The sequence below is a fragment of the Streptococcus constellatus subsp. constellatus genome, from assembly GCF_023167545.1.
In the GTDB taxonomy this organism is placed as follows: domain Bacteria; phylum Bacillota; class Bacilli; order Lactobacillales; family Streptococcaceae; genus Streptococcus; species Streptococcus constellatus.
In genome coordinates this window covers 761972-776042 of record NZ_AP014647.1, presented here as the reverse complement: position 1 = coordinate 776042, position 14071 = coordinate 761972, and the positions used below count along the sequence as shown (strand labels likewise).

Annotated in this window: 13 protein-coding genes; 3 read left to right on the top strand and 10 right to left on the bottom strand. The window is 37.5% G+C overall.

What is annotated here, in order from left to right:
- Positions 1-424 precede the first annotated feature (424 nt).
- The 5 genes from SCSC_RS03815 to SCSC_RS03795 form a co-directional block, all read right to left on the bottom strand.
- Entirely contained in the window at positions 425-1267 is an 843-nt protein-coding gene (locus tag SCSC_RS03815; protein ID WP_006269584.1) for an alpha/beta hydrolase, read from the bottom strand.
- Positions 1260-2588, bottom strand: coding sequence for a PTS sugar transporter subunit IIC (locus SCSC_RS03810; RefSeq protein ID WP_006269532.1), 1329 nt, complete (start codon positions 2586-2588; stop codon positions 1260-1262). The genes SCSC_RS03815 and SCSC_RS03810 overlap by 8 nt, the downstream gene beginning before the upstream one ends.
- Positions 2589-2744: 156 nt before the next feature.
- Entirely contained in the window at positions 2745-3674 is a 930-nt protein-coding gene (locus tag SCSC_RS03805; RefSeq protein ID WP_003024283.1) for a hypothetical protein, read from the bottom strand.
- A 177-nt stretch (positions 3675-3851) separates the two neighbouring features.
- Positions 3852-4718 carry a homoserine kinase gene (gene thrB, locus SCSC_RS03800; protein WP_006269491.1) on the bottom strand — a complete coding sequence of 289 codons (867 nt, stop codon included), beginning with the start codon at positions 4716-4718 and terminating at the stop codon, positions 3852-3854.
- 1 nt (position 4719) lies between these two features.
- Complete coding sequence (locus SCSC_RS03795) at positions 4720-6006, bottom strand: homoserine dehydrogenase (RefSeq protein ID WP_006269478.1); 1287 nt, start codon at positions 6004-6006, stop codon at positions 4720-4722.
- Positions 6007-6183: 177 nt separating this feature from the next.
- Here SCSC_RS03795 and SCSC_RS03790 point away from each other — a divergent pair, with 177 nt between their 5' ends.
- Complete coding sequence (locus tag SCSC_RS03790) at positions 6184-7134, top strand: polysaccharide deacetylase family protein (RefSeq protein ID WP_006269565.1); 951 nt, start codon at positions 6184-6186, stop codon at positions 7132-7134.
- A gap of 32 nt (positions 7135-7166) precedes the next feature.
- On the opposite strand, the gene SCSC_RS03785 is transcribed toward SCSC_RS03790, so the two are convergent.
- The 5 genes from SCSC_RS03785 to SCSC_RS03765 form a co-directional block, all read right to left on the bottom strand.
- On the bottom strand, positions 7167-7328 hold the full coding sequence (locus SCSC_RS03785) for a hypothetical protein (RefSeq protein ID WP_006269581.1): 162 nt from the start codon (positions 7326-7328) through the stop codon (positions 7167-7169).
- 14 nt (positions 7329-7342) lie between these two features.
- Positions 7343-8644, bottom strand: a complete 1302-nt coding sequence (obgE, locus tag SCSC_RS03780) for a GTPase ObgE (RefSeq protein WP_006269560.1) — start codon at positions 8642-8644, stop codon at positions 7343-7345.
- A 57-nt stretch (positions 8645-8701) separates the two neighbouring features.
- Complete coding sequence (locus tag SCSC_RS03775) at positions 8702-8836, bottom strand: DUF4044 domain-containing protein (RefSeq protein ID WP_003024272.1); 135 nt, start codon at positions 8834-8836, stop codon at positions 8702-8704.
- 254 nt (positions 8837-9090) lie between these two features.
- Positions 9091-10572, bottom strand: a complete 1482-nt coding sequence (gene galT / locus SCSC_RS03770) for a UDP-glucose--hexose-1-phosphate uridylyltransferase (RefSeq protein ID WP_006269591.1) — start codon at positions 10570-10572, stop codon at positions 9091-9093.
- Positions 10573-10632: 60 nt separating this feature from the next.
- Positions 10633-11811 (bottom strand): galactokinase, encoded by a 1179-nt coding sequence (locus SCSC_RS03765; protein ID WP_006269507.1) that lies wholly within the window; start codon positions 11809-11811, stop codon positions 10633-10635.
- Positions 11812-12052: 241 nt separating this feature from the next.
- On the opposite strand from SCSC_RS03765, the gene SCSC_RS03760 reads away from it, so the two are divergent.
- A complete protein-coding gene (locus SCSC_RS03760) occupies positions 12053-13054 on the top strand; it encodes a LacI family DNA-binding transcriptional regulator (protein ID WP_006269594.1) in 1002 nt (333 codons plus the stop codon).
- 2 nt (positions 13055-13056) lie between these two features.
- A complete protein-coding gene (gene birA, locus SCSC_RS03755) occupies positions 13057-13992 on the top strand; it encodes a bifunctional biotin--[acetyl-CoA-carboxylase] ligase/biotin operon repressor BirA (RefSeq protein ID WP_006269546.1) in 936 nt (311 codons plus the stop codon).
- The last annotated feature ends 79 nt before the right edge of the window (positions 13993-14071 follow it).

Below are 14071 nucleotides of genomic sequence, written 5' to 3'. Positions count from 1 at the left end.
TATAAATCAAAAAGCTCAGGAAATCCCGAGCCAAAAGTTTACAGTAAAATAGCAGATTAGCGCACTAATCCATTTTAATGATTACTTTTATGCCTCACAGGACATGATTAAAGTTGTATTTAATTGCATTAAGTATAAAATAGATTGAAAGATTTGTCAAGAGATTTTAGGCAATAGTTTTGACGCATTCTCTATTCTCTCCACTGAAAGTTCTAAAATGAGGTTAGCTACTCAAAAAGTATTAAAAAACATCTCAGGTAATTGTTAAGAAAGGACTGAGACTTTACGCCGAAAAGCACATGTTTGAGGAGAGCAAAAAGATATTTGATGGAATATTGCGATAAAACAGTCTAAAAGCACTCAATTCTCCAAAAAGAGAACGAAGCTGTACTGACCCCCAAAAGTTGATATTGCCATTAAACCACTAATTTTTTTGGTTCCTCTTAGTTTGTTTGTCTATAAGGCATTCTTGGATTAACGACACAACTTCATCATTGGTTGGCAAGTCAGAGTGTTGTGCATCTTCTCCTGTGACGGTAGTTTCTGTATAGTGAGCTGCTTGTCCCTGATAGATATACTTACCAGCACTTACACTTGTATCAGGAACCAATTCATCCGAATCATAAGTAATAGTCCCTGCTACGGAGTACATCGCTAAGGTCCTAGGAATATTTTTACGATTCTTAATAAAGTCAGCTAACATTTCTGTTTTGTTATTAATATTTGTTTCAGTAAAATTATAAGGCGTTCCGATTGTCATTAACTTTTTTAGATTCACATCATAATCTCCAAGATAATTCTCGATAAATGCTGTATAAATCAAACCGCCATTAGAATGCCCCAATCCTTTAAAATTATTGAAATTATATTTTCCTTGCAAGTCCTCAAACGCAGCATTAACCATTTTAGCTTGCTTTTTGATATTACTATAACCATCTTTATTATTTTCAAATCCAATAACAATAATCGGTTCATTGTCATTAGCAGCAATCGAACCGCTATAAGTAATCCGTCCATCGTTCCATACTTTCACTTTAAGTAAACTATGCTTAACCCCACGACGCCTTTGATTTAGTTTTTGAACCAAACTATCGAATCGATTTTCTGTAGCAGAACTTCCCGGTATCATAATGATTGGCGACAAACGAGCATTATAAAATTTAGCAATTTCATCGATATTTTTTCTTGTCCAACTATAAGAGGGGACTGCTAAAACAATGAGGAAAATTAAAACCGTTAGCAAAACAAGTTTTACTTGTTTAGTCATGCTTACCTCCTTTTGGATCTACTCGACGAAGTTCATCATGAATCTGATCATTAAATGTAACAAATGGAAGATATATCATAACATCAATGATAAAAATGAAAATACCAACTGCTAGAGCTCGCAAACTTCCTCCTGTCCCAATGAAAGCATATAGTACACTTGGTGCTCCGCTAGGAACTGGATACACAGCTGGTGGCATTAGTCTGAAATAAAGAAAAATACTGGCTATAAAGACATTTATCATGGGTACAAGAATAAAAGGAATCAAAAAAAGAAAGTTGAAAAATATAGGAATGCCAACCATGAAGGCAGCGCCATGATTAAAAAGAGAAGGGAAAATACTTTTCAAACTAACATCACGATCTTTGTCGCTACGAGATTTCCATAAAATAGCAACTAAGAGTGCTAATCCTCCACCAAGTCCTGCAAAGATACCATAGGCATCATAAAGATTTGTTGAGGAAAAGGGATAAGGAATTCCTCTCGTCGTATGTTGTTTTAAAGCATAATTAAGATTATCTAATGCAAACGAATCATTGACAAAAGGAATATTGTTAAAGAGATTGCTATTTCCAATCCAAGCACTAAAAGTCCGTAAGGCAGTGTTCATTTCAATCACGAAGATATTATTTCGATTAACAATTAAGTTTGAGAAAAAATTAGAAATGGTCGAAAATACATTATAACGATTACCTAGGAACAGAAAGAAACTGTAAATAAGTGCTAGAGACAAAGAAGAAAGAATGGGACGAACTGTTTTTGGACGATAAACAAAATATTTATCCACAATTTGATCATCACTTGGACTCGAAAAGCGAAAGATTTGCCCTACTATATAACCCATCAATATGGCAACTATTAAATTGATATTGACAGGAAGGCTAATTCTCATCAAGGCACCATCTTTTAAAAGTGCGGAGAATAACTTTCGCGAATGAATTAACAAGCTAAAAATAAAAGCAGTAATTCCTGCCGTTCCTGTGCTACGTCCATAGTGACCAGCCGTATATTTCGCGCTAAAATAAGTCGCTAACGGGCCCGACAGCCCACCTATCAAAGCAGTACAGTTTGTCAAAACCAATCCAATTGTCGAAAAATACGGAAACCAAGAGCGAACGTTGAATAGGTTGTTAATATAACCATTTACTGAAAAAACCGACTCTGACAAAACCATTGTTGTCGTTGTTAGCAAGAAAAAAGGAAATAGTGATACCAAGGTTTTTTGCGTAATTTTAATAAAACTATTCCGTCGAAAAGCAATCATCTTTTTCAGTAAATATTGATTTACAAATTTTTTTCTACCTAATTTATTGAAGATCATAGCTTGATTGTAGCATAGTTGAGACGACAATTCAATTAGACTAAGTAAAAATAACATGCTAAATATTTTGACGAATAACCATAGCAAATATTCAATAGTTTGTAAGTTAAATCTAAAAAGGCTCAGATAAAAATCCAAGCCTTAAAATATTTAAACTTACCCTAATTTTCTTGTAAGATATTTCTGTGATTGTGCGGAAAGAGCACTGATAATCGTTCCCACAGCCCCAGCACCTGTGAACAATAATAGCAAACCAAGATTTGTCCAATAAGAGATATGTACTTCATTGCCATTTAAGATATAATTTGTCAGATAAGTAAAAGCGGTAAAAACATCTGCTCTTTCTGCTTTTGCAAGCTGAATTGCATAGTCAAATTGGTGCGCAACCAACATCATGATAAGCATAAAAACAACACTAATCGCGATACCAACTTTAGACAACTTTTTACCTAACAATTCGTACCCTTTTACTGTACAAACTCCCATGACAATTCCTGAGACAACAGCTACATAACCAAGTTGAGCAATCACTAAGGTAACAATTCCCCCTATCAAGCTTCCCAGAAATGCCCCTACTGTACCTGCTAAGATACTTTCTTTTTGATGATCATAAGCTTGATTGGCGATAGACAAATCCGAACTTAATTCCTGAAAGGCTTCTGGTGAAAGAAGCAACAAATTTCCTCCTACCTGATAAACATCCACTTGTCCTGCTTTTCCTGTCTGCTCGCACACATTTGTAAAATTTCTTTCTTTCAAAAAAGAGATAATATCTTGTAAACCCTGACGAATATGCTCACGTGTTTTTCCTTTGGTCATACCTACTTTAATATCAAAGCTTGATTTATACAAATTAACTTGATAGGTTTTCAATGCCTTAGAAGACTTCGTCAACTCTTTAAATTCTTCCAAAGAAGGCAACGCTTCGCCATTTTTTACCGAACAACAAATACGGTATTGATTTTTTTGATTCATTTGTTCAATATAGAAAGTATAACCATCTTTCTGTCCAAAAATAACGGTTGATGTTTCATCAAACTGCAATCCCAACTCATCCGCAAGTGCCTGCAAATCAAGTTTATTCATAATTACACCCCTTTATATATTCTAATTTTATTATAGCATAATTTTAAATAATTAGACAAGAGGAAATTAGTTGTAGAAATATAAAAAGAGTTGCACTAATGTTAACCTGCACCCCCAATCGTTAAAGTTTCTGTCCAACTTTTTGGGATGCAGGTCATGTCAACTCTTTACCTTTTCTTATTTTTCTACTCGAACGCCTTTGCAATCAACCTGAAGTTCAAAAACTTGTCCTTTAAATTGTTGCTCTTCTATCTTCTCTTTTAGTGTATTCGAGCGCTCTTTTGGTACTAGAATCATCACAGTAGGTCCTGCTCCTGATAGATAAGTCGCATACGCACCATTTTCTTTTGCCATCATCTTGATTTTGGGAAATTCCTTAATCAAGCCTTGGCGAAAGTGCTCATGGAAACGATCGGACTCAATAGCTTGTCCCGCTACTACCATGTCTCCCTTCATTAAAGCAGCAATTGCCACATTTGCTATCGAGCTTGCAGCAACAGCTTCTTGATAAGATAACTCTTTTGGAAGAACGCCACGGCTATCTTTTGTGCGCAATTCATAATTTGGGATGTAGGCAATAAGGCTTACTTCTGGAAATTTCGTCACAACTGTTGAAACTTCTCCGTTTACATAACTAGAAATCGTCAAATTACCATAAATAGCAGGTGCCACATTATCTGGATGCCCTTCAATTTTCGTCGCAAGATTTAACTTTTCCGTATTTGATAACTGTAAATTCACTAATTGATTGGCTAGTTCAATCCCTGCAACAATAACAGAACTAGAAGATCCCAAACCACGCGCCAAAGGGATATTAGTCGTCATTTTTAAATGATGAGGTCGGATGGCTGGAGCAATTCGACGCGCTACTTTAATCAACAAATTCCGTTCATTTGAAGGAATGCGCCGCCCTAAATCGTGCTCAATAATCCACTGATCACTTTTTCCTAAAACTTCAATGATCAGATATTTACTGACAGCTACACCAACCGAATCAAATCCCGGTCCAATATTAGCACTCGTTGCAGGTACAATAATTTTCATTCTACTCTCCTAGTACTTTGAACGTATTCAATAATTTAAAACCAGAAGTTGCCTGCAACTTTCGAGTGACATTTTCTAGTTGTGTTTTGTTGATAGCATGGGTGATAATCACAACGCGTGCAGTATTTCCGTCTGTTCCTTGCTGTAAGATTTGCTGCAAGGAAACATCCTCAGTATTAAAAATTTCTGCCAAACGTAAAACTTGACCTTTCGAATCCGGTGTCAATATTGAAAAGTAGTAAGAACTCTTAATATCTTCTCGTTTAGCAAGAACCAGTTCACGTTGAAATTCATTAAAGGCTTTTCCAACAGTTCCTTCATTGATGCGCCGAACAATCCGAATGATATCTGCTACGACACTTGTTGCTGTAGGTTTTTGTCCAGCACCTGGACCATAATACATCGACTCACCAATCCCGATAGATTCCACAAAGACTGCGTTCATCACACCATTCACACTAGCAAGAGGATGAGATTTTGGTAAAAAAGTCGGTGTGACTTCTGCAGCAAGACCTGATTTTGTTTCTTCAATAGAACCAACTAATTTGACAACATAGCCTAATTGCTGCGCAACTGTTACATCCTCTGGTGTAATCTTGCGAATGCCTTGATGAGCAACATCTTCAAATTTAACTGTCATGCCAAAGGCGAATTGACTCAAAATAGTCATTTTATAAGCAGCATCAATGCCATCGACATCATTAGTTGGATCACTTTCTGCAAATCCAAGTTGTTGCGCTTCAGATAACGCTGCTTCATAAGACCAACCTTCTTCTAGCATTTTAGTCAGCATGAAGTTAGATGTCCCATTGACCACACCGAGAATACGCGTAATTTTATCAGATGCTAAAGAATTAACAAGTGTGCGTAAAATCGGAATTCCTCCTGCTACCGCTGCTTCATAGTAAAGAGCCACCTTATTTTTATTAGCAATTTCAAGCAACTCCGCACCATGAACTGCTAACAAATCTTTATTTGCAGTAACAACATGCTTACCCGCCTCTAATGCACGTGTAATAAAGTTTTTTGCTGGTTCGATACGCCCCATCAACTCAACAACAATACTTACTTCCTTATCATTTAAAATTTCGTCAATTGTCGTAACAAAATTAAAATGATTCCCAGCTGCTACCAAGCGCTCTTTTTCAGCAATATCTTTCACCAATACTTTCGTGATTTCAATTTCTGAATGAGCTGCTTGCACAATCTTCTCATTATTTTCTTTTAATAAAAATGGAACACCACTAGCAACTGTTCCAAAACCAAGTAAAGCAATTTTAATAGACATAGGCACTCCTTGCGATTTTTATGTTTTTCATTATAGCAAATAAACTTATTTTTTTCTACTGAGCAAATTCTTATATTTTTTATAAAAATAATAAATTATTCTTTAAAATTTTATAAACTGACGCTAAGAATTATGATACAATAAAATTAGTGATTTAATAATCAAAGGAGTTTTACAATGGGAAAACATTCTGGTAATCGTTCTGCAAGAAATCGTATTCGTAAAAGGAGACAACGGCGCACTATTATTAGTCTCATCTTATTGGTCATTCTAGTAATCGCAGGGACATTCATGTGGAAACACTCTGGAGTAAACCTCGCTAATAACCAAACAAAATCTGCTGATTCAACAGTAAATAAATCTTCTTCCTCACAATCAACAGCTAAAAAGACAATGGACTCTAGTCACAAAAAGACTAAAATCAAATGGGTGAAACAGGATCAACCGGTTAAATTTCCTATTCTGATGTATCATGCGATTCATAATATGGATCCTTCTGAAGCAGCAAATGCAGGTTTAATTGTCTCACCAGAAACATTTGAAAGTCATTTAAAAGCCTTAAAAGATGCTGGTTATTATACTCTTACTCCAGAAGAAGCATATAAAGTTTTGACTGAAAATGTCCTTCCGGAAAATAAAAAAGTCGTTTGGTTGACTTTCGATGATAGTCTGAGGGATTTCTATACAAACGCCTTTCCATTGCTTCAAAAATATCAAATGAAAGCAACAAACAATGTCATTACTGGCTTTGTCGAAAATGGGCGCGAAGATATGCTAACTCTGCAGCAAATCAGAGAAATGAAAAAAAAGGGAATGTCTTTTGAAGATCATACGGTTAACCATCCAGATTTATCCCTTGCAAGTACAGAGACACAAACGACAGAATTACAAGCTTCCAAACAATACCTAGACAATAACCTTTCACAAAATACGACAACGGTTGCATATCCTTCAGGGCGTTATACTCAAACAACGACACAGATTGCTGAAAGCCTTGGTTATAAAATGGGATTGACAACCAACAACGGACTGGCTTCTCTTAATGACGGACTTTTGACCCTCAACCGTATTCGCGTCAATCCGACAACAACTGCACAAGATTTATTGAATGAAATTGCTACAAACTGAAAAATAGGACTTAGCTCAAAAATGAGCAAGTCCTATTCTTTTTTCTTTTGTGCTAATTTCTCACGCTCCAAACGAAACTTTCGGTTCGGATTGAGTTTGTTAAAAAGTTTTTCGAGCTTTTCTTCATTCCATACATCTGCTGCAGAAACAAAATTACCATTTTCATCACGAAAGGATATCGGTTTATCACCCACAGTATCACTCCTTTCTAATCCACAAATTCAAATTCAAAGTTGCCGATACGAACCAGGTCCCCATCTTTTGCGCCACGAGCTCGCAAGGCTTCATCTACACCCATACCACGCAATTGACGGGCAAATTTCATGACTGCTTCCTCACGGTCAAAGTTCGTCATAACAAAAAGTTTTTCTAATTTATCACCTGAAAGTACCCAAGCTGCATCGTCATCACGTGAGATGTCAAAGGCAGGAGCATCCTCATCAAAGCCATAATAAGCTTCCTCTTCCATTTCAGACTCATCATAAAGTAAAAATTCAGGAGTTTTATCTAGTAATTCTGCAGTCGCATCTAACAGCATTGATAATCCTTGTTTGGTCAAACTTGAAATTGGAAAAATCTGTGGCAATTCATCATAATTTTCTGCTAATTTTTTCTTAAATGTCTTCAAATTTTCTGCACTATCAGGCATGTCCATTTTATTAGCGACAATAATCTGCGGACGCTCCATCAAACGAAGATTGTACGATTCCAATTCCTTATTAATTGCAAGATAATCTTCGTAAGGATTACGCCCTTCACTAGCTGACATATCAATGACGTGCAAGATGACACGCGTTCGTTCAATATGGCGAAGAAACTGTGTCCCCAATCCCACTCCTTGACTTGCACCTTCAATCAATCCAGGCAAATCTGCCACAGCAAATGATTCACCAGATTGCGTTCGAACCATTCCAAGATTAGGTACAATTGTCGTGAAATGATACGCTCCAATTTTCGGTTTAGCGGATGTGATAACACTTAGCAGAGTTGATTTCCCAACAGACGGGAAGCCAACTAAACCAACATCTGCTAGAATTTTTAACTCCAACTGTAGCTCACGTTCTTGACCTGGTTCACCATTTTCAGAAATTTCTGGTGCTGGGTTTTTAGGTGTTGCAAAGCGGATATTGCCGCGACCGCCGCGACCGCCGTGCGCCACGATAAATTTTTGACCATTTTCAATCAAATCTGTTAGGATTTTTCCTGTTTCGGCGTCACGAACCGTCGTCCCTTGCGGCACATGAACCATCAAATCTTCCGCACCACGACCGTGCATTCCTTTGGTCATTCCTTTCTCACCAGACTGAGCTTTAAAATGACGATTATAACGAAAATCCATCAGGGTACGAAGCCCTTCATCTACGACAAAAATGACGTTGCCGCCACGACCGCCATCGCCACCCCAAGGACCGCCATTGGGGACATACTTTTCACGGCGAAATGCTACCATACCATCACCGCCATTCCCAGCCTTGACTTTAATCTTAGCTGTATCTAAAAACATACTCATATTTTTCTCTTTTCTCGATTTTCACTTTAAAAAAACGCTCTTTCAAGCGTTCGAGGACTAGAAATTACTCAAAGCACCAAGCGCACTTGCAAAGATCGCTCCAACAGTTACCAACAACATGATAACAACTACAATCAAAGTCAATTTTTCGAATCCTGTTTTTTTCCGTTGTCCATTATCACCAAAAGCCACAATATTACCTCTATGTATTTAATTTGCTCTCTTAATTGTAACATGAAGATGAGAGTTTTTCAAATGCTAGCTGAAAAGAATGCATTTCAATTGCAAATTTCCGCAAAGAAAAATCCAGCAAACTTCCTACTGGATTTTAGTATCAAACATTGTAACTATCAGGATTGTCAAAGACTGTTTTCAAGTTGTTTCTATCATTATCTTAACATAAGCCAACTTACCCTAAATTTTTATATTTTATCATAAAATGAGCATTATTTCACAAGACCTATAGACTCAATGAAGCGCATAAAAGCCGCTTGCCCCTCTTTTGTTCGCTTGTAAACACCCGCATCTTCCAAGACGCGTTTAAAAATCCGACCGACTGAAGCGCGCACGATTGTTTGCGCTGATTCTAGTGTTGCATCTGGATGATGAGCTTTTAACTGGTCAGCCCATGCCTGATGATAAGGAGCCACTTCTTCTCTTTGTCCCAAAAGAAATTCTTCAACTTCTTTTAATTCATTTTTCAAACGAGGTGGAAGAATCGCTAAGCCCATGACCTCAATCAAACCAATGTTTTCTTTCTTGATATGCTGAACATCTTGATGAGGATGATAAATACCATCCGGATGCTCTTTGGATGTTTGATTATCTCGAAGAACCAAATCTAATTCAAACTTGCCCTTTTTTCGCCGAGCAATAGGAGTAATAGTGTGATGTTGTTCACCATTTGACTCAGCTAAAATCTGAACAGTCGGATCAGAGTATGCACGCCATTTCTGTAAAATCGTATCCGACAACTCTATCAATGCAGCTTTATCAGTTGATTTCAACCGCAAAACCGACATAGGCCAGTTGACAATACCAGCCTCTACGGTTTCAAATCCTACAAAGGTGAAAACTTTGTCCAGATTTGCTTTTTCCATAGGAAAAGTATGCCTTCCCCCTTGATAATGATCATGTGTGAGAATAGATCCTCCCACGATAGGAAGGTCAGCATTAGAACCCGCAAAATAGCTCGGAAAAATTTCTACAATGTCCAAAAGGCGCTCAAAAGTAGCACGACTGATAGTCATAGGAGTATGCTTGCTATCTAAAAAAATGCAATGCTCATTAAAATAAGCATAGGGCGAATACTGAAAGCCCCATTCTTGTCCGACTAAGTCAAAACGGATAATTCTATGATTAGATCGTGCTGGATGATCTAGTCGACCTTGATACCCTTCATTTTCAAAACAAAGCTGACAGGCTGGATAATGGCTCGTTTTGGCCTTCTTAGCTGCTGCAATCTCTTTGGGATCTTTTTCTGGTTTAGAAAGATTGATGGTAATCTCCAAATCGCCATATTCAGTAGCTGTTTGATAGACAATATTTTTAGCAATGGCTTTCAATTTAATATAATCGTTGCACTTGCTGAGCTCATAAAAATTAGCAATGGCCTGCTCAGGAGTTTGTTCGTAGGTCTGCCAAAATTGTTGATTTAGCTGACTAGGAGCTGGGGTGACTAAATCCATCAACTTTGCCCCAAGAATATCCTGTTCTGCATGAGTCGAACCAACATTCCCAGTTGCTAAAGCAATTTTTAGTAAATCATCTTTGAGATCAATTAAACCACTTGCTGATGTTTTCTGTTTCTCAGCCTCTTCCCCAATTAGAGCCATGACACGATTTATCAAATAGGTTCGATCCATTTCTGTAAAAGAACTATTTGCTATGACCTCTGTTACAAAGTCATCTAGTAAATTTCCTGCCATTGTTTTTCCTTTCTTTCATAGAATCATCGGCACCTCTTTGCTATTACGTAACACATTTACTTAATCCAATAGACAGCTACCGCCGGCTACTTCTGCGATGTAAAAGCTAGGGGCATAGCCGATGACTTCTTGATACTTATGATCGACATTTTCTTTGAAAGATTCCACCGCATCCTTACCAACTAAAGCAATGGCGCAGCCACCGAAGCCTGCTCCGGTCATACGAGCCCCCAGAACACCTTCTTGCTCCCAGGCCGTGTGAACCAACGTATCCAACTCCAAACCAGTCACCTCATAGTCATGCTCTAACGAAACATGAGAAGCATTCATCAGACGACCAAACTTGTCAAGATCGCCTGCTTGCAAAGCTGCCCGCGCTTGCAAAGTACGTTGATTTTCCAAGACGGCATGACGAGCCCGTTTGAGACGATTTTCGTCCTCTATCAGATAGCTATACTCGTCAAAGGACCACTCATCCAACTCGCCTAAGGTTGCGATAGACAGCTTACGGTTAAGTTCTTCAACAGCTTTTTCACACTCAGCACGGCGTTCATTATATTTGGAATCTGCTAGTTCACGGCGCTTATTTGTATTCATGATAACAACCATATTATCCTTAAGTTCAAGAGGTACTAAGTCATATTCAAGTGTATTGGTATCTAGATAAATCGCTCGTTGATCTGCTCCCATGCCAATAGCAAACTGATCCATGATTCCTGAATTCACACCAATAAATTCATTTTCCGTTTGTTTACCGATTTTTACTAAATCTAAACGTTCCAATTTTAAATCAAACAGTTTCTCTACAATAATTCCTGTCAATAGTTCCAATGAAGCTGATGAAGAGAGACCTGAACCATTTGGAATATTCCCAGAGACATAGATATCCATTCCTTTATCAATGACATGCCCTGCCTTTTGTAAGAAATGAAGTACCCCTTTTGGATAATTTGTCCAATTATGCGTTTTTTCAAAACGAAGATTTTCTAGTGGCACCTCAATAATTCCTTTGTCTTCAAAGTTTGCTGAGTAAAAACGAAGTAAATTATCGTCACGTTTGCGCGCAGCTCCATAAGTTCCTAGCGAAATAGCTGCCGGAAAGACGTGACCACCATTGTAATCTGTATGTTCACCAATCAGGTTAATGCGTCCCGGTGAAAAGAATGTGTGATCTGCTTCTGCCCCAAAAATTGTTGCAAAGTTTGAACGCAATTGTTGAATAGAAAGAGTTGTTGACATAAAAAGTCTCCTTTTGTTTTGTTAGGTCTTGTAACCGTTTTATTATCTTTATTATAAAATATCATTAGTAAAATTTCAAGTATTTTAGTAAAATTTTACCAACATTTTATCAATCAAGTTGTAAAAAATAATACTCATCAATCTTTCATACTAAACTTTAGGAAATTTACTAAATATTTTTGTATTTTACTAATTTTTAAGATATAATAGACATATTCTTTAAAGAAATTAGGAAACAATCATGGCAACAATTAAAGATATTGCAAAAAGTGCTGGTGTCTCTCCAGCAACTGTATCACGCGTTTTAAATCACGACCAATCCATGTCTGTGAGTGACGAGACTCGCCAAAAGATATTTGACATTGCAGAAGAATTAGAATATAAAAAAACAAAAAGAGGAAGCAAGCGAAATTCCCAAAACCGCAGAATTGCGATTGTAGAATGGTACACAGAAGAGGAGGAACTAGACGACCTCTACTACTATGCCATTCGTCTTGGGGTAGAGAAAAAAGCTCAAGAATTGGCCTATGATGTTATGCGCTTTTTCAATAATGAAGAATTAAATCATCTCGATCAAGTTGACGGCATCATCGCGATTGGAAAATTTAGCACTCAAAAAATTAAAGAACTAGAACTCTATACAAAACACCTTGTTTTTATTGATAGCAATACACTTGCCTATGGACATAGCTGTGTGATGGCTGACTTTGAAAATTCTGTTATAGCTGTTCTTAATCACTTTTTAGAAAAGCAACACCAACAAATTGGACTGCTGATTGGGCAAGAACAGACTTCTGACAAAACCACTATCCTATCTGATCCACGCTTAGTAACCTTTAAAAATTTTCTAACTGAAAAACAACTCTATCAAGAAAAATATGTCAAAATAGGAAACTTTTCATCTGAATCAGGTTATTCTATGATGAAAGAATTGATTGAAAATTTAGGCAAACAACTTCCGACTGCATTTTTCATAGCAAGTGATGCTTTAGCTGTGGGTGCACTTCGAGCACTGCAAGAAGCAGATATTCCTGTGCCAGATCGTGTTAATGTAATTGCTTTTAACGATACGTCTATTGCCAAGTACGTCTATCCGCCACTCAGCACGGTTACTGTCTTTACAGAGGAAATGGGCAGACAAGGCTTTCAACTGCTGCACGAGGAATTTCAACATCCTGGCTCGACCATTCCACGTATGGTAACACTTGCCACCAAACTAACCCTTAGAAAGAGCAGCTTATAGAAATGAAAACATACGAAATTTTATTCGACATTTTAAGTCGAGAATCTGACTATATCAGCGGTGAAAAATTAGCACAGGAGTTAGGAATTTCACGCACTTCTATCTGGAAAGCTATTCAGCGTTTGGAAAAAGAAGGGATTCGTATTGAATCCATAAAAAATAAAGGTTATAAACTCATCTCTGGTGACTTGCTGATTACTAAAAAAATAGAAGAAGCTGCTCCCATCCACGTTTCCTTCAATCCAAACTGCCAATCCACTCAGTTAGATGCCAAAGCTGGTATTGAAGCTGTTAAGCCTGCCAATACGCTCTATCTTGCTTCCTATCAATCAGCTGGTCGTGGACGCTTTGGCAGAAATTATTTTGCTCCAGATCAAGGCGGGATTTATATGTCCCTTCATCTGAAACCCAATCTCCCTTTTCAACAAATTCCCGCCTATACTATCCTGACTGCTGGAGCCATTTATAAGGCTATTAAAGACCTCACTTTAATGGAAATGGACATTAAATGGGTCAATGACATTTACTACAAGGGCAAGAAAATAGCCGGCATTTTAACCGAAGCTATTACTTCTGTCGAGACGGGCTTAGTCACTGATGTGATTATTGGAGTGGGCATCAATTTCGCAATCTCTGATTTTCCGAAAGAGTTAAAAAATAGTGCTGCCTCTCTCTTCCACGAAAAGCAACCTATCACACGCAATGAACTCATTGCTGAAATTTGGAAAGATTTTTATGAATGTGATCCAGACGAGCTGATTTACCTTTACAAACAGCATTCTCTTATCTTAGGTCGGACAATCACTTTTTGCCAGAATGACAAAGAATACAAAGGAGTTGCCAAGGAAATATCAGATACCGGGCAGCTATTGATCCAATTAGATACCGGACAAGAAATGTGGCTAAACAGCGGTGAAGTTTCTTTAACAAGTTGGTAAATAAAAGAAGGAGAAGGTTGAGTAACCATCAACTTTCTCCTTCTTTTTTTCAGCACAAAATCAATTCCTTTTATTCTAC